This is a genomic window from Bacillota bacterium (genome assembly GCA_024653485.1).
GTDB lineage: Bacteria > Bacillota > SHA-98 > UBA4971 > UBA4971 > UBA6256.
Genome location: JANLFY010000002.1, coordinates 175,455 through 191,903, shown reverse-complemented (window position 1 = coordinate 191,903; position 16,449 = coordinate 175,455). Strand labels below are relative to the sequence as shown.

The window sequence follows — 16,449 nt, the reverse complement described above, 5'->3', positions numbered from 1 at the left end:
AGGGATGTCCGTGAGGACGTTAGCACGCGTCTACGATAGGATTTGCCGGATCGAGGAGAGCGTTGCCGGGTTCCTGCTGGTGGCGATCCTCGTCCTCATCTTCGGTGCGGCGGTTGCAAGAGGGCTAGGGCACCCGCTCGCCTGGGGGATGGACATGGCCACTTTCCTGTTCGCCTGGGCCGTGTTCTTCAGCGCCGACGCGGCCATGAGAAAGGATCGTCACGTGAGCGTGGACCTGTTCGTGAGCCGGCTGCCGAAGAGGATCCAATTGTACATCGCCGTCTTGAATCACTTGATCATCGTGGCATTCCTCGGGTTCCTCATCGTATACGGGGTTTGGATGTCCTACCTGACCAGATTCCGGACATTCCAAGGCATCCCGGGGTTCAGCTACACGTGGGTCACCTTGAGTGTGCCAGTAGGTTGCACGCTGCTACTGATCACCTCTGTGCTCAAGATCGGGCGGATTGCTAGAAGCCACCGCTTCGACTCCGTGGCCGATAGCTCGGGCGCCAAGACCCAGGCTCTCGATGCCTGACGCGGTCTAGGGGGGACAGACATGACGTGGGTTTTGATAGTCTTTGCAGTCTTGCTGATTCTGGGGATGCCCGTCGTCTTCGCGATAGGCATCTCCGGATTCGTGTTCTTCTTGCAGCAGCCGAGCCTGCCTCTCACCATGCCAGTGCAACGGGTCCTCTCTGAAACGCAAAACTTCGCGCTGCTCGCCATACCCATGTTCATCTTCGCCGGGAATCTGATGAACGAGACGGGCATCACGAAGCGCCTCGTGAAGTTCGCTACGACCTTGGCGGGACATATGTACGGCAGCCTGGCGCAGGTGAGCGTGGTGCTGAGCACGCTCATGGGCGGAGTGTGCGGCTCGGCAATCGCGGACGCATCCATGGAAGCCCGGATCCTCGGCCCGACGATGACAGCCCGTGGCTACTCGCGAGCGTATTCCGCGGCCGTGCACGGCTTCTCTGCACTCATCACCATCGCCATCCCGCCCAGCATCGGCCTGGTGCTTTACGGGACCATCGGGGAAGTCTCCATCGGGCGCCTGCTCGCGGGAGGCATAGGGCCAGGTCTTCTGATGTCAGCCTCTTTGGCAACAGCAGTGGCGTTCACGGCTCGCCGCAGGAAATATATGCCTGAAAGGCCGAAGATGGCCCCTCTCGGGGAGATCCTGCCGACGTTCGCCCACACAATCTGGGCCATCCTCTTCCCGCTCCTGCTCCTGATAACGTTGCGCTTCGGGCTGCTCGTCCCGTCAGAGGCGGGAGCGGCGGCGGCTGTGTACGCGATGGCGGTAGGCATACTAGCGTACCGAGAGATGACGTGGGAAGGATTCAAGCGCGCCGTGGGTTTCACCATGTTGGACGTTGGCATGGTCATGTTCCTGATCGCCATGTCCTCGCTCATCAGCTACGCCATGACTTGGGAGATGGTGCCACAGGCGCTGTCGCAGCTCCTACTGGGTATCAGCCGCAATCCCAGAATCATCCTTGGCATAATCGTGGTCTTCCTGTTGTTCCTTGGGATGTTCGTGGACTCCACCGTCATAATCCTACTGCTGACGGCCATTCTGGTGCCTGTCGTGAAACGGCTGGGAGTGGATCCGGTTTACTTCGGGGTGCTCATGGTCATAACCTGCGCCTTCGGATTGCTCACCCCGCCGGTGGGATTGTCGATGTACTCCGTCTGCTCGATCATGGAATGTTCGGTGACCAGCTTCGTGAAGGAAGGATGGCCGTTCGCGCTGGCGATCCTCCTGGTCATAATCGCCATGTACCTCTTCCCCCCAATAGTGACGTTCATCCCCAACGCGATATTCGGTTAGTTCGACCAGCTTGCCAGGTGTGGAGGTGGGATCGTGGACAAGCGTGTGGCCATTGTCACAGGAGGCGTTGCCGGCATCGGCCGGGCCATCACTCTCGCCTTGGCTGACGAAGGCTATCTCGTGGTGGCGTGCGACGTCAACGTCGAGCGAGGCCGCGCACTGGAAGCCGAGCTCCCGGGACGCGTGGCATTCGAGCCCTGCAACGTGGCGGAAGAGAGCGACGTGCTGCGGGTCGTGCAGAAGATCTGCGCGGCGTATGGGAGAATAGACGCCTTGGTCAACAACGCCGGCATCATCAGGCGGCGAACGAGCGAGGAGATCAACACGGCCGACTGGGACGCGGTCTTCGCCGTTAACGTACGCGGCGCCTTCCTCTTCTGCAAACACGTGGCGGACGTCATGAAGCGCCAGAGAAGGGGCAAGATCGTGAACGTCTCGTCGGTCGCCGGCAAGTTAGGCGACATCACGTCCGCTCCCGGTTACGGCCCATCCAAGGCAGCCCTCGATGCCCTGACGAAAACCTTTGCCAGGGAGATGGCTCCCTACGGCGTGACCGTCAACGGCGTGGCACCGCACGCCATCGCGACGGAGATGAGCGCTGAGTGGTCGGAGGAAAAGAGAAAGAGCATCGTGGCGGCCATTCCTCTGGGCCGGCTCGGGAAACCCGAGGAGGTCGCGGCCGTGGTGAGATTTCTCCTGTCTCCAGGAGCGGACTTCATCACAGGCGAGATCATCGATGTGAATGGGGGCTTCCTCATGGACTAGCGGACGGTGGTGTCATGTTCCTCACATGCCACATGGCGTGCAGGCAGGGGCGCCCGAAATGAGCCCTGCCCGCCCCGCCCCTCGGCCTCGAAGCTCGAGCATTCCGGCCGCGATTCGGATCTATGAAGGTTGCAGGGAAAGGCGCGCTCGGGAAGAATAATCATGTGATTGGTAAGCGCGCGAGCGGACGGATCGTTTCTGGCAAAGACTTACGATTCTCTTCGAACGAGCCCCCTTCTAACTCGAGCATTCCCACCCCCGGTTGCTCTTTCCCGCATTCCCTGCGACCGGGCGGCTCTCGGCCTGTCCATCCCACGGGGGCGTCCGCACTCACAAAGGAGAGTTCCCAGGCCAATGCATTCAGGCGTGACCGATTTCACTCAGGGCAGCATACCACGACACCTCATAGCGTTTTCCGTGCCGATGCTCCTGGGCAACTTCCTCCAGGCAGCGTATAACACTGTCGACAGCTTCTGGGTGGGAAGGTACCTGGGTCCCCAGGCGCTGGCCGCGGTATCGGTGAGTGCTCCCATCATCTTCTCCCTGATTTCGCTGGTGCTCGGCCTGACCGTGGCGGTCACGGTCTTGGTGGCGCAGCTATACGGAGCCGGAGAGCGGGATCGGGTTCGTCACGTCGTCACGAACTCTCTCGTATTCCTGACGGAGGTGGGCATCCTCTTGTCCGTGGCCGGGTTGTTGAGTAGAGACGCCCTCCTGCATCTCATAAACGTGCCGCCCGACGTCTTCGAAGCGGCCTCCGACTACCTTGGAATCTTCCTGTCCGGGCTCGTGGGTATGTTCCTCTACAACGCGGCAAGCGCCATCCTAAGAGGTCTGGGTGACTCGAGGACCCCCCTGCGTTTTCTTGCGTACGCTACGGTGACGAACATAATCCTCGACCCGATCTTCATCCTTGGCGCAGGCCCGGTTCCAAGGATGGAGGTCGCAGGCGCGGCGCTTGCCACAGTGCTCGCTCAGGGGTTCTCCGCCATCATCGCCCTCACTCACTTGCACCGGGCGTCCGGGCTATTGAAGTTTGAGCGCGACTGGTGGCGTTTGGACGTCCCTCTCCTCGGCCTCCTCTCCCGAATCGGGCTGCCTGCAGGGGTGCAGCAGACCTTCGTCTCGCTGAGCGGCCTCGCTGTCAACTCGATAGTGAATCGCTTTGGAAGCATCGCCATGGCAGGATACGGCGCGGGCCTCAGGCTCGACCAGTTCGCCTTCATGCCCGCCATGAGCAGCGGAATCGCGGTCACGTCCCTCGTCGGTCAGAACCTCGGCGCGGGAAGGGACGACAGGGTGTCCGAGACCGTGCGCTGGGCGGTTCTGCTCGGGGGCGGGATCACCGCGGTGTTGTCCATCGCCGTGCTCGCGGGTCCGGCCGGCCTCATAGGCATCTTCACGAAGAACGCGAACGTCATCGCCATAGGCGCGGGGTATCTCAGGTACGCGGCCATATCGTACGTTCCGTACGCTCTCATGTTCACGCTCTCCGGAGTGCTTCGCGGGGCCGGGGACACTTTCACCAGCATGCTCTCGACGTTCGTCTCGCTGTGGTTGGTGAGGGTGCCGATGGCCGCGCTGCTTTCGCGAGTCCCGGGCATCGGCATCAAAGGCGTTTGGATCGCCATAGTCGCCGGGCCAGTCTCGGGGACCTTGATTAACTTCGTGTACTACCGGACCGGGCTGTGGAAAAGGCGCGTCGTAGTGCGGCGTCGAGGGGAGTGAACGCGTGCGACCGCGTGCCCCCGAAGCCCCGCGACAGAGAGTCCCGAGGCGCGTAGCTCGTCCAGGCCATTAGACGAGCTGCCATCCGCCTGAGTCCTTGATGAAGGCCAGTCGATGTTCCCTTAGCACATCCTCTATCTCGCGGTGCCCACACTTGTCAATGGGGTAGCAGCAAAGCGCCTTCACGCGGCAACCACGAATGAGCTCATTCGCTTGCTTCTCGTAGGCCGCGAACGCCGCCCAATCTTTTGGTTCCAGCCAACCCGTCTCTCCTGAGATCCGCATCCCCGCGTATCCCCTGGACAGAGCGCGGCAAAGCTTTGCCGCCCAGCCGCGCAAGACTCTCTGCGAGTTGAACGCGCCGTTCTTCACGTACCACTCTGAGCACGAGATGATCTCCATCTGACCCTTCTCAATGTGCGACTCGAACCCAGGCACTGCCGCCGCCATGGCCTCCATTGCCCCAGTTCGACTGAGAGAGTCGCCGACAATCCATATGCAGAATTCGTCGTTCTCCAGGCCTGCCCTGAAGTATGGAACGACGACGTCGATCAAGTCTTGTCGACTGAAGTAGAACTGGCAGAGGTGCGTCCCCCAGGGAATGAGTCGCATCGCGTCCAGTTTCGATCTTCCAAACTCCTCTTGTAACCACGCACGGCACGATGTTGCGGGCTTTGGAAAGACCTCCAAAGGGTTTCCGTACGCCTGTCGAGGAGATAGGGGCGCTGGTCGCGGAAACGGAGGAGGGTTCTTGGCACCGGGCGTCTCCCTGCGGCTCATGAACTCCGTGATGAGCCCGTCAAGCCTCGTGCTCAGCACCTGGATGGAGGGGACGTGGAGATTCAGACGATTCCTCTGGACCGCGCGATTGAGTTCTCGGCGGAGTTCCTCGATCTGTGCGGCAAGCTGAATGCTCGTCGCGTCTTTCATGTCACGTGCCTCTTCCTCTGCCTCTTCTTCTGCTTCCGCTGGAGTTCCTGATGTGTTCCGTGCGGCCTGCCCGAGGCCATCACCGGTCCAGCCACCCGGCGGTGTCGCTACCAGTGTCTCGCCTGTTCCCTTCTCTCGCCACGGCCCTGAGCGTCTCACGGGGAGCATCTCACGGGGAGCATCTCACGGGGTATCTGGACACGTGGCGCCGCCGTCCCAGTTCGCCCAGTTCGCGGCGGAGAAAGCCGGCCCTGCTCTCCGGCTTCGGAACCGTAGCCCAAGCCAACGGCATCACTGCGACCATTGCGATCGTGGACGTCGGGTGTCGGATGATGGCTGTTGGTGGCAGGCGTCAGCATGACGCGACCCAAGCAAAGTACATTCGGCGAGGATCGATGTGTTCCTTCTCAGAAAAGCGCCCGGGAAACATTCTCTGAGACAATCTCGTGTGATCAGCAACACGCCTCGGACGAATGCGGGCCACGATGACAGACGTCGGTCGCGGCCACCACCTCGTCGTGAGGTTCACCTCGTCTCGGCACCTGAATCCAGACTGAGCAACGCCTCGATCGTGCAGTCCTTCTGCCCCGCGCTGACTAGCTCTTCACCGCCCCTGACGTGAGCCCGGTGATCAGGTATCTCTGCAAGACGAGCGCTATCACGATCGGAGGAAGGGTCGCAACGAGCCCGCCGGTCGTCATGAGCCCCCAATCGATGCTGAACCTCCCCACGAACTCTGCGAGCGCCACCGGTAAGGTCTTGGCGCTGTACGTTGACGTGAAGACCAGCGCGAAGATGAATTCATCCCACGCGGCAAGGAAGGTGAAGATCGCCGTCGCGGCAAGCCCGGGTGCGGAAAGCGGCACGGCGATCCTGAGGAACGCTGACGGACGCGTACATCCGTCTATCAGCGCGGCGTCCTCCAACTCTCTTGGGATCGTCGAGAAATACCCGTTCATGATCCACACCACGAACGGCAGCCCGAAGGTGGTATACGCTATGATCAAAGCCAGCCTCGTGTTAAGGAGACCGAGCCGCTGTCCGAGCACGTAGAGGGGTATGATCACCGTCATCGATGGTAGCATGGTGAGGGCAAGTATGAAGATGAGCAGCGGGCGCTTGTAAGGCAAACGCAACCTCGCGAACGAGTATGCCGCGGGCGTCCCGAGCAAGAGTGAGATGATCGTCGTCCATGAGGAAACGACGACGCTGTTCGTGACGGCGGCAACGAACGTTGACCCCTCCATGGCGCTTACTCCCGCTTTCTCTGGCGAGAACAAACGCGCGAAGTTCTCCAGCGTCGGCATGTGCGGTATCAGGTGAGGAGGAACGCTCAGTAGCTCGCTCATGGTCTGGAAGCTGGATGAGACGAGCCACAGGAACGGTCCGAGTGTGAACAGGGCGATGAGCGCGACCGCCGCCCACAGCATGCGTCTCGGAATGAGGCGAGGCCGCGGCCTCGAGTACCCACGTTTCGCGCGAGTTGATCGACCGCCTGCGCGCGGCGCCTTCACGATACTGTCGCACGCCTCCGTCTGGGTGCGATCGCTTGTGTAGCCAGCCATCCCGGTTCCTCCTCACCATTTCAGCCACGCCGATCACACTGATCGCACTGTCACGCCAATGTCGCACACCGTTTCTCAACCGGTAGCGGCCGGCAGCCGCCGTCTTTTCCTCCAAGCAGCGGCCGGGCAGCGGCTAGGCATCGGCCCGTCCCACAGCATAGAGACCATCACGGCGAGCGACCTGTCCTCTGACGCCCTGTGCGCCGGGCCTCCGTTTGCCCCAGGTTGCCAGTTGTCCCGAGCCGCTTCCACGTTCGGCAGCAAACCAGATGATCCGCTGCCGCCGACCGGCTTCCCGTCGCCCGTGGCCGATGTCAAGCTCACCAATGGTCAAGACAGCTCCACGCCGGACCCCAACAGCTTTACGTACATCGCCACAAGGGCGAGCAAGGCCAGCGTCACCAACCACGACAGGGCTGACCCGTACCCGACGTGGAAGTATCTGAAGGCCTCCCCGTACGTGTAGAACGTGATCACTTTGGTAGCGTTCGCCGGGCCGCCTGACGTCATGACGTAGATCACGTCGAAGACTTTGAATGCTCCCATGGTCCTGAGCACCACAGCCACGAGAATGGTGGGCTTGAGGAGCGGCAGGATGACAAGCCAGAACTTCTTCCATCCAGACGCGCCGTCCACGTCGGCCGCCTCGTATATCTCGTCGGGTATCGGTTGCAGTCCCGCGAGTATGAGCAAAGTCATGAACGGCGTCATCTTCCACACGTCCGCCAGGATGACCGCGTGCATTGCCCAGAACGGTTCGGCGAGCCACGCCCGGTACGAATGCAGAACGCCCAGTCTCGAAAGGACCGCGTTGAACAACCCGTAGTTCGGGTTGAATATCCACATCCACATCAAGCCGTTGGTTATGGTAAGCATGGCCCAGGGGATCAAGAGCGTCGCACGCAGGACGGAGCGCCCCGGGAAGGTTTCGTTGAGCACCACCGCTGCCGCGATCCCGATAACGAGCTCAAGCCCTACAGAAAGGACGGTGAAGTAAGCCGTCCTTCCCACGGACGCCCAGAACTCCGGGTTCGTGAGAGCCTCTACGTAATTACCCAGCCCCACGAACGGCCTTCCTAGCCAAGGCTTGGCGAGTTCTACCCGGAAGAACGAGAGGTACAGGGAGTTCAACATGGGGTACACAAACACCGCCGCGATCGCGACAAGAGCCGGCAGCACGAATGACAGCGCGGTGAATCGCTCGCGAACGTCCAAGCGGGCTCGGTGTGCAGGAAATTGAGACCGGGCTCGCGCCACACTCATTCCCCCCATTCCTCTCAAACGGCGGCATGATAGGTGCCAGGTCGGCCTGTCGGCTTTGGGTCTGCGCGGCACACGGCCTTCTCCCGGGGCCACGCCTGGGCAGCGCCGCCCGCCTCACTTCTGCACTTAGGCGTTCTCGCCCGCTCTGCCCACGCGGAGCCCCGGGATGGCCTGTCCTTCGCCCATGCGCTCACCTTTCGGTCGCTGGGCAGCCGATCTGGACCGCACCGCGAATGCGCCCCAGCCGTAGAATCAGGCTGTAGCCTACTTACTCACGATCTTCTCGATCTTCGCGGCCGCGTCATCCAGAGCCTGTTGTGGAGTCTTCTTCTGCAACAGAGCGTTATGGAGCTCGAGTTGCAGTATGTCCGAGATCTCGGTGTACGCACCCACCTTCGGTCTGGCGTGCCCGTAGCGGAACTGCTCCCCGTACACGGAGAAGTCGCGCACTCTCGTGCCCAGGTCCGGATCGTTGTAGAGCGCCTCGTAAACGGGGAAGAACCCCCCGCTCAAGAAGATGGCCTTCTGAATCTCTTGGCTCGTCATGTACTCGATGAACTTCAGGGCGGCTTCCTTGTTGGGAGCGTTCTTCATTATGGCAAGCCCTTCGGGCCCGAGCGTTGTCGAGCTCACGATGGGAGGCTCCGCCGGGATCAGGGCTACCCTTACCTGACCAGGCACTTTGGATGTCTTCGGGTCGTCAGCCTCGGCCACGGCACCTTCCCAGTTGAATATCATCGCGGCCTTCCCCGCGGCCAGCATCTTGTTTACGCTGTCCTCATGATAAGTGAGGGAAGCCGGGTCCGCAGCCTTGTACTTGTGAAGGAGATCCACCATGAACTGGAGGGCTTTCACCCCGCCACCCCTGTTGAACGCCGGCTTGCCGGATTCGTCGAATACCTTGCCATCGGGATACGCATGAACGAGGGCGACGTAGTCACAGATGAGACATTCATCCTGAGCCCAAGACCAGACGGTGCCCCACACCTTGTTCTCTCCGGAACCCTTCGTGAGAGCGACCGCGTAGTCGCGGAACTCGGTCAGGGTCCTTGGCGGACGCGAGAATCCCGCCTCTTGCAGCATTTTCTCATTGTAGTACAGGAGCTTCGCGCTGTTGAAGAACGGGAGTCCGTAGAGCCTGCCCTTGTACGTAACTGCGTCCAGGGCGGCCGGGGTTATGGTCTTTCTCTTTTCCTGAGGCAGGAGCTCCGTGATGTCGAGGAGCCATCCCGCCTCCGCGAGCTGCGGAGTCCAGATGGTGTCGAGCTGCACAACGTCATAAGTGCCAACCCCAGACATGGCCGAAGTGACTATCTTGTCGAAACGCTGATCGTACGTCACGTTCACGGTGCTTACCTTGATGCCGGTCTCCTTCTCGAACTTCTCGGCATACTGTTCCCAAACCCCGCGCGTGAGGACGTCTCCCCACAGTACGTTGACGGTCTTCGTGGCCGCCAGCGACCCCTGCGCAAGGCCCATGACCAAGATCGCCAGGACACACATGACTACTGCACGTTTCGCGGTAATCATCAGGACCTTAACCTCCTCTCAGATACCTTGCATCGCGGTCACATGTCCTGTACCGTGTCCAGACTCCAACCGACCCGACCCGGACTCAAATGAGTTCGTCCGCGCCTCTCACCTCCCGCCTGAGCCTTGTCGCTTGCTGCCTTGCCTGCGAATGTGCGACAGGCTGCGCCCGTGAGCGCTCAAGTAATCGTCGAGGATCTCCCGGGCGGCAGCGACCGACGGAACCAACGGATGAAGCGCCAAGGCTTTCCACGCCGCATTGTACGAGCCGGTTACTGCGGCCTCGATCGTGAGCTTCTCGCATTCTTTGACGATTTGCATGAGCCCGAGGCATTCGTTCGGAATCGAACCCACGGCGATCGGGCGCACCCCGTCAGCGCTCACCACGCACGGCACTTCGGCGACGACGTCGTCGTCGAGTCCCTTGATGGACCCGGCATTCCTCGTGTTCAGGATCATCACCCGGTTCGAGTTGAGCGCCACGGCCTTCATCACGCCGAGCGCGATGCGATCGTACCCACCGTCGCCATCGGTATCGTCGTGGGCCCGGTCTTGCTCTGACTCTCGAGGGATCTCCGCCCGTGTCTCCGCCGAGGTTACCTCTTGCACCGCGGCCTCTTCGTCCGGCTGGTCGGTGCCGGTCTCCGTCCTCATATACATCCTGTGCCGCGTGTCCATGTATTCGGTGTATTCTCTTAGGGCGAGCGCCGCATCGCCCTTGGCTACCGCGGCCCTGAGTCTCCCGAGCAGCTCCCTCGTTGTCCTCAGGAGGAACTGACCTCGCCTTTCCCTTGCACGCCGGATGTGTTCCAAGGCTTCGCGGTTGTAATAGTAGTAATAGAGGTACTCGTTGGGAATGGCGCCCAACTCCCTCACGAATTCCGCACCGAAGATGGATATCTCGTGCAGCGTTCCCAAGCGCTCTCGCACGCCCGGCTCGTCCAGCCTGGACAGCATGGGGCCGAGTACGTCCTCACCATCGACGTACACACCCCTCAACCATCCAAGGTGATTGAGGCCGAAGTAGTCGAAGTACGCGCGGGATTCGTTCACTCCCAAGGCCGCCGCGATCCTGCGAACCATCGATGAAGGCCCGTCGCAGACTCCCACCACCCTATTCATCCCACCGTGAGACAGGATGGCCTCTGTTATCATGCCTGAGGGGTTCGTGAAGTTGATGAGCCACGCCTTCGGGGCGAGCTCCGCGATCAGCTTCGCGTAGTCGAGCATAACAGGGATGGTCCGAAGGCCCATGCAGATCCCGCCGGGGCCCGTCGTCTCCTGCCCTATCACGCCGTGGCGCAGAGCCACGGCTTCGTCTATGGCCCTGCCCTCGAGTCCTCCGACCCGGAGCGCGCTCACGACGAAGTCGGCGTCGACCAGGGCCTCGCGGGCGTCCGTGGAGAGGTTCAGCCGGAACGGATCCCCGGCCCTCGCCACCATCTCCCTGACTATGAAGCCGATGAGATGTAGCTTGTCGGCGTCAGAATCGGTCAAGTGGACCTCGTCTACCCCGAGATCGGAGGACGCTTTCAGGATTCCCTGAACGAACGCGGGCGTCCTCACGCCGGCTCCTCCAAGAATGGTCAGCTTCATGGATCACCCTCCACTAGTTACAGTGGTGAAACCGTGCAGTCTGATCGCACCACAGTCCAATAGCACCGGTGATACTCAGACTGCCGGCAAGTCCGGCGCGACCCTGCGGATGTCGCTCCAGCGGGGTGCAGAGCAGCCTCCCCCCACGCCCTGAGTGGACAGGGCCCCGCACACGTTTGCCAGTCTCAAGCATTCCTCGATTCCCCAGCCATGGAGATACCCGTACAACAGCCCCGCGGCGAAAACGTCGCCCGCCCCCGTAGTATCCACGGGCTCAACCTCAATCGAGGGCACCTCAACGAGGCGGCCATCCTTGATGGCCATGGATCCCCTCGCCCCTAGCTTGATCACCGGCATGCTCACGTACCTGCTGAGGACCTCGATGGCATCTCGCGGGTCACGCGTGCCGGTGATGCCGCAGGCCTCAACCTCATTCGGAACGAAAACGTCGACGAACCGGAGGAGGTCGAGGACTGCGTCGGGGTCGTTCGTGGCATCCCATCCGACGTCCAAGGTGATGCCCACACTCATGTCGCGGATGAGAGAAAGATTCTCTCTCGTGACGTCCGGCCCGCTCACGAGGACATGTCGCGCGAGCCTGACGGACTCGACATCGATGGGAAGGGGCTCCACGAGGCGCGACGGATGTGGGTATGTTACGAAGCAGCGATCTCGTTCGAAGGACAGAGCCACGCTCACGGCGGTGGGAAGAGACTCGGTTCGCACGACTCGGCTTACGTCCACGCCTTCGGCGTCCAGTCTCCGGCAGAGCAGATCGCCGAGCAGGTCGCGCCCCACACGCGAGACGACGGCAGCCTTCATGCCCAGCCTCGCCATGGCGATCCCGGCGTTCGCGCCCAGCCCTCCCGGACAGAAGCCGAACCCGCGCGAGTAGATCTCCTGGCCCAAAGAAGGCATTTCACACAGCCCGGTGAAGATGACGTCGCCGAATATGCAAGGCGTTATTATGAGGACGTCCAGCATACTACGACCCCCGTGGGCGCCGAGTCTCGTGTCAAGTGCCGCATCAAACGCGTATCCTGAACTTGTACCGGTCGCTTCGATGATAGTTGCGGCAGTGCAGAATGGGGCTGCCTCCTGGAGCGTAACACGTCTCCTCGATGAGCAGTACCGGCATGTTCAGCTCCAAGTGAAGCATCCCCGCCAGGTAGGCGCTGGGGAGGACTGACTCGATCGTGAGATCGGAGTACCCGAACACGACGTTTCGCTGCTCACGAAGGTACTCGAAAAGGGACACGGGGAATGTCTCGGCGGACATGTCACGACCGATGACCTTCTCCGGCACCCAATCCACGGCGTACTCGACGGGCTCGTTGTTCACCGTCCTCACGCGCTTTATGACCGCGAGCGGGGAGCCCACCGGGACGTTCAGGCTCTGCGCGAACTCGGGGTCTGCGGGCTCCCAGTTGAAACTGAGGTATGATGTGCCGGGGGTCAGCCCCATGGCTTTCACCGTCTCGGTGAATCCCCTGTTCCGGGCCGGACCGGGGCTCAATATGAACTGAGGCTTCCTTGCGAAGGTCCCCTTTCCGTGAGCCCTGCTGACGAGCCCGTCGCGTTCGAGCGCACTCAGGGCTTCGCGCACGGTGGTCCGACTTACGCCAAAGACCCTCGTGAGCTCCGTCTCAGAGGGCAGCCTCGTCGCGTCGTCGAATCGTCCAGAGGTGATGCTTTCGCGGATGGCGTCGGCTACCCTGAGATAGAGAGGCCTCGGGTCGTCTTTGAGTCTGGAGGACATGTCGTCAGAAGACCGCTCACGCTCACCGCCGGCAATGTTCACTAGGTTCACCTCGCATGGCGCATAATCGAGGATGCAGCGTGCGAAGATGTAATGCGAGAACAGGTTGTCAGACGTCTGGCATGTTGCCCGCTTTGAGTTTACCAAGTGACGCAGATGATGTCAAGGACTTCCTGATTGCATCTCGCGCTGACCTTGGAATGCACCGGGAATACCGCGCGTCGGCTGTCGTATGTCGTCTGACGGCAGTCCTCCTTGTCCATCGCCTCTGCACCTCCCCACCGTGACACGCCACGAGTCGCCAGACCTGGAATGATGGCACCCAGCCGGGCCGGCAATGAATGACAACGAGAAGGATCGTCGGCCTCGCGCCACCCGCGTGAGCGGAAAGACCGTGTTCGCCGCGCTGGCCGTTCCGCTCACGCCAGGAGGTATTGGGCGCGACATGGCGAATATATGGACCGTAAGCATTGGGAACGGTTCCAGAAGCCTAACAGGCCGAGGACGGAACGGCATCGTCCTGGTGGGCTCGTGCGTCAGCCTGCGGGGCGCGGAGTGCCGGCTGACCGTGGCCAACTATCATCACGTCTTCTTGATAGGATGGGAGTACATCAAAGATACGTTGTTCCTGTCCACCGTGGCCACACCCATCACGGGCGTGCTCGCGATGATCATAGCCTTCCTCGTCGTGAGGAAGAAGTTCTTCGGGCGGCGTGCGCTCGAGCTGACGTCGATGCTGACGTTCGCTGCACCAGGAACGGTGGTCGGGATCGGCTACATCCTGGCATTCAATCAGCCTCCGTTGATCCTTACGGGGACGGCTGCTATAATCGTCCTGCTATTCATATTCAGGAACATGCCCACGGGGATTCAGGCGGGCATAGCGGCGCTTCAGCAAATAGACCCCTCTATCGAAGAGGCGTCGTGCGACCAGGGCGCGAGCCGCGGCAGCCGCGTCGGAGTCAACCTGAGGACCAAGAGCGTGCATCTGCTGCCGGCGGCGCCATCGTGATCGCACGGCGGGAGCCCGCTGATGGGTCGCTCATCCGGTCGACTTGTCCATGACTTGAACCGGTTGCACTCGCCGGCACGCACAACCCGTTCATGCCTGGGGGGCAGCATAGCTTGAGGTATAGGCTTCTTGTCACTGATATAGACGGAACCCTGGTGGATTCCCAGCAAAGGGTACCCGAGGAAAACGCGAAAGCGATAAGGCGGCTTGCGGAGTCCGGAGCGCTGTTCACGTTCGCCACAGGTCGCAACGAAGACTCGGTGCGACCTTACGCGAGGGCCCTCGAGACGAACGTACCGGCGATTCTATACAACGGAGCCAAGGTCGTGGACCTGTCCCTCGACGAGGTCGTTTTCGAAAGGTGTCTTTCGAGGCAAGCCGCGGCCTACGTGCTCAAGCTCGCTTCCTCGTTCGACGTTCACCCCGCGCTTCACTTGAGCGGTGGCGTGTACGTGCGGCGCGCGAGCGAAGCCTTGCTCGCTCACGCAGCGAAGGACGGCATCCGATGGGCGGAAGTGGGCGACCTCGCGCGCTTCCTCGAACAGACGCCTCGCCGCGAGAGACCCACTAAGATCCTCATCATCGGGGATGACTACGTGCTGGAAGGCCTGCGCCGCGCCATACACGCCAGACTTCCGAGGGTGTCCATCACGAAGTCGGAGCCTACGTACCTCGAGGTGTTGCCGCCCGGCGTCTCCAAAGGCGCAGCTCTTCTCGTTCTCTGCAGGCACCTCGGGATCGATCCCAGAGAAGTCGTGGCCGTAGGAGACGGACCTAACGATCTGTCTCTCATCCAGACTGCAGGTCTGGGCGTGGCGGTCGCGAACGCGGCTCCAGGACTCAAAGAACACGCGGGCTTCGTGTCGAAATCGAACGAGGAGTGCGCGATTGCCGAGGTGATCGAGAGGTTCTTCTGAAGGGCCGTCAAACCTCTGCACCCTGGGATCGCGCGGAAACCTGGCGTCGCGCGTCGGCCGTCTTCGCGTTCGCCCTCAGCAGGATCGCCCCTCCGCGCCCCGTGTAATCACAGCGCTGCCCGGATTCACACGCTGCGCACAGGGATGCCGTAGGGTCCGTCCTTTAGGTAGGCTATGGTGGGACTGGTCCGGCTGACGCCCTCCCTCTTCTGACCGTCGAACCTTGCCCTGTACTCCTCCACCGCCTCGCCCACGGCGAGCTCGACCATGCGCGCCAAATCCGCAAGCGAGCGCGAGTACCGCCTCTCGGGAGGCAGGAGCAAGTTGCCGTCACGCCCCGGCAGGATGGCCGCATCTTTGGGTGTGATGTGCGGCGCGCAGTATGTGAAGTTCGCCATTGGGATCTTGGCAAATACCTTCGCCCACATCTGCACCTGCCACTGGTCGGGCACGAATCTCCAGTCGGAGCTCGTAATGAGGCGCATGTACGCCTCCGGCCCATGCAGCGCCAAGAGGTGCAAGACCGTCCTGTAAGTGGCGCTTCCGACAGGGTCTGCGTCCACGTTGAGCGCTCCCATGACGAGCCTCCCGCCCTGCTTGAGCACGGGTATGGCCACTACCGCGGCCTTCGCGGCCTGATAGTGGTTGATCCCCACGAAGCCCGCGTGAGTCACGACGATGTCGTACTCCCTGTCTATCGGGATGCTCACGTATTCCGCAAGTTTCCTCGTGGCAGCAACGTGCGCCTCCTCGAGGTCTCCCGCATAGATGCCGGTCACCTCGAACTTGCTATTCAAGGTGACGTTGATAATGAAGTCCACCCCTGCCATCCTCGCGACTTCGAGGGATTCCTCATGGCAGGGGTTCCCTTCGAGGACGAGATCGCGCGCGTTGGGCGATGATAGAAACGCCGGCCCGTGAAAGACGTACGTGCTCTCCTCGCCGACGAGGCCGGGGCAAACGGACTTGCGTCCTCCCGACGTCCCCGCCATGAAATGGCTTTCCACGAGCCCCGTCAGGATCTTCACGTCGGATTCCAGATAGGTCTTGTTGATGAGCACACGAGTCCCGCGCGACGTGGTGCCCAAGCTCGCGAGGCTCGCCCGATCCCGGCAGTCGTGGCAGATGATCCTGACCCCGCGAGCAAGGACGGACCGGTCGATCATCCTCTCGAGCTCGTCGCGGGAGAGCACCCTGTGGGTGCCCGTAGCCGCTATCACCGCGATCCGGTCTGGCCGTATCCCAGCCTCAATGAGCGTGTCCACGACGGGCGCGAGGATGCCGCCCTCGCCCCGGTACGGCACGGGCCTCGTGTTATCCGAGATGACCACGGCGGCGGTCGCCTCAGGCCGTTCCTTGCGCTTGCGCCGCACGATCTCATCAAGGCTCGGCGAGCCTATAGGCCTCGCGAGGGTCTCCTTGATAGCCCGCGACGGATCCCCAAGCGGCCCAGGCTCCGACATGGATAGGCAAACCGTTTCAGCTGGAAGCTCAACGTCGATCGACTCCGCTCCGAACACCATCGAAAACTTCGCCATCTCGAA

General features: G+C 61.6%; 14 protein-coding genes and 1 pseudogene. 6 read left to right on the top strand and 9 right to left on the bottom strand.

What is annotated here, in order from left to right:
• Nucleotides 1-10: 10 nt before the first annotated feature.
• From NUW12_02370 to NUW12_02355, 4 genes are all read left to right on the top strand, one after another.
• Nucleotides 11-538 (top strand): TRAP transporter small permease, encoded by a 528-nt coding sequence (locus tag NUW12_02370; protein MCR4401619.1) that lies wholly within the window; start codon nucleotides 11-13, stop codon nucleotides 536-538.
• A 21-nt stretch (nucleotides 539-559) separates the two neighbouring features.
• Nucleotides 560-1,840, top strand: a complete 1,281-nt coding sequence (locus NUW12_02365) for a TRAP transporter large permease subunit (GenBank protein MCR4401618.1) — start codon at nucleotides 560-562, stop codon at nucleotides 1,838-1,840.
• Between the two features lie 33 nt (nucleotides 1,841-1,873).
• The gene (locus NUW12_02360) at nucleotides 1,874-2,605 is read left to right on the top strand and encodes an SDR family oxidoreductase (protein MCR4401617.1); all 732 of its coding nucleotides are present in this window, start codon (nucleotides 1,874-1,876) and stop codon (nucleotides 2,603-2,605) included.
• A 354-nt stretch (nucleotides 2,606-2,959) separates the two neighbouring features.
• Nucleotides 2,960-4,333: an MATE family efflux transporter gene (locus NUW12_02355; GenBank protein MCR4401616.1), complete on the top strand. Its 1,374-nt coding sequence runs from the start codon at nucleotides 2,960-2,962 to the stop codon at nucleotides 4,331-4,333.
• A gap of 69 nt (nucleotides 4,334-4,402) precedes the next feature.
• On the opposite strand, the gene NUW12_02350 is transcribed toward NUW12_02355, so the two are convergent.
• The 8 genes from NUW12_02350 to NUW12_02315 form a co-directional block, all read right to left on the bottom strand.
• Nucleotides 4,403-5,263, bottom strand: a complete 861-nt coding sequence (locus NUW12_02350) for an MEDS domain-containing protein (GenBank protein MCR4401615.1) — start codon at nucleotides 5,261-5,263, stop codon at nucleotides 4,403-4,405.
• Between the two features lie 596 nt (nucleotides 5,264-5,859).
• Nucleotides 5,860-6,828 carry a carbohydrate ABC transporter permease gene (locus tag NUW12_02345; GenBank protein ID MCR4401614.1) on the bottom strand — a complete coding sequence of 323 codons (969 nt, stop codon included), beginning with the start codon at nucleotides 6,826-6,828 and terminating at the stop codon, nucleotides 5,860-5,862.
• A gap of 330 nt (nucleotides 6,829-7,158) precedes the next feature.
• Nucleotides 7,159-8,091, bottom strand: coding sequence for a sugar ABC transporter permease (locus tag NUW12_02340; GenBank protein ID MCR4401613.1), 933 nt, complete (start codon nucleotides 8,089-8,091; stop codon nucleotides 7,159-7,161).
• A gap of 264 nt (nucleotides 8,092-8,355) precedes the next feature.
• The gene (locus tag NUW12_02335) at nucleotides 8,356-9,621 is read right to left on the bottom strand and encodes an ABC transporter substrate-binding protein (protein MCR4401612.1); all 1,266 of its coding nucleotides are present in this window, start codon (nucleotides 9,619-9,621) and stop codon (nucleotides 8,356-8,358) included.
• A gap of 108 nt (nucleotides 9,622-9,729) precedes the next feature.
• Nucleotides 9,730-11,217, bottom strand: coding sequence for a 6-phospho-beta-glucosidase (locus tag NUW12_02330; GenBank protein ID MCR4401611.1), 1,488 nt, complete (start codon nucleotides 11,215-11,217; stop codon nucleotides 9,730-9,732).
• Nucleotides 11,218-11,292: 75 nt separating this feature from the next.
• Nucleotides 11,293-12,201 carry a carbohydrate kinase family protein gene (locus NUW12_02325; GenBank protein MCR4401610.1) on the bottom strand — a complete coding sequence of 303 codons (909 nt, stop codon included), beginning with the start codon at nucleotides 12,199-12,201 and terminating at the stop codon, nucleotides 11,293-11,295.
• 43 nt (nucleotides 12,202-12,244) lie between these two features.
• Nucleotides 12,245-13,018 (bottom strand): GntR family transcriptional regulator, encoded by a 774-nt coding sequence (locus tag NUW12_02320; protein ID MCR4401609.1) that lies wholly within the window; start codon nucleotides 13,016-13,018, stop codon nucleotides 12,245-12,247.
• Between the two features lie 98 nt (nucleotides 13,019-13,116).
• Complete coding sequence (locus NUW12_02315) at nucleotides 13,117-13,239, bottom strand: hypothetical protein (GenBank protein MCR4401608.1); 123 nt, start codon at nucleotides 13,237-13,239, stop codon at nucleotides 13,117-13,119.
• A gap of 299 nt (nucleotides 13,240-13,538) precedes the next feature.
• On the opposite strand from NUW12_02315, the pseudogene NUW12_02310 reads away from it, so the two are divergent.
• Both NUW12_02310 and NUW12_02305 read left to right on the top strand, forming a co-directional pair.
• Nucleotides 13,539-13,916 (top strand): annotated as a pseudogene (locus tag NUW12_02310) (iron ABC transporter permease).
• A gap of 185 nt (nucleotides 13,917-14,101) precedes the next feature.
• Nucleotides 14,102-14,905, top strand: a complete 804-nt coding sequence (locus NUW12_02305) for a Cof-type HAD-IIB family hydrolase (protein MCR4401607.1) — start codon at nucleotides 14,102-14,104, stop codon at nucleotides 14,903-14,905.
• A 125-nt stretch (nucleotides 14,906-15,030) separates the two neighbouring features.
• Here NUW12_02305 and larA read toward each other — a convergent pair whose 3' ends face one another.
• On the bottom strand, nucleotides 15,031-16,443 hold the full coding sequence (larA, locus tag NUW12_02300; GenBank protein ID MCR4401606.1) for a nickel-dependent lactate racemase: 1,413 nt from the start codon (nucleotides 16,441-16,443) through the stop codon (nucleotides 15,031-15,033).
• Nucleotides 16,444-16,449 lie beyond the last annotated feature (6 nt).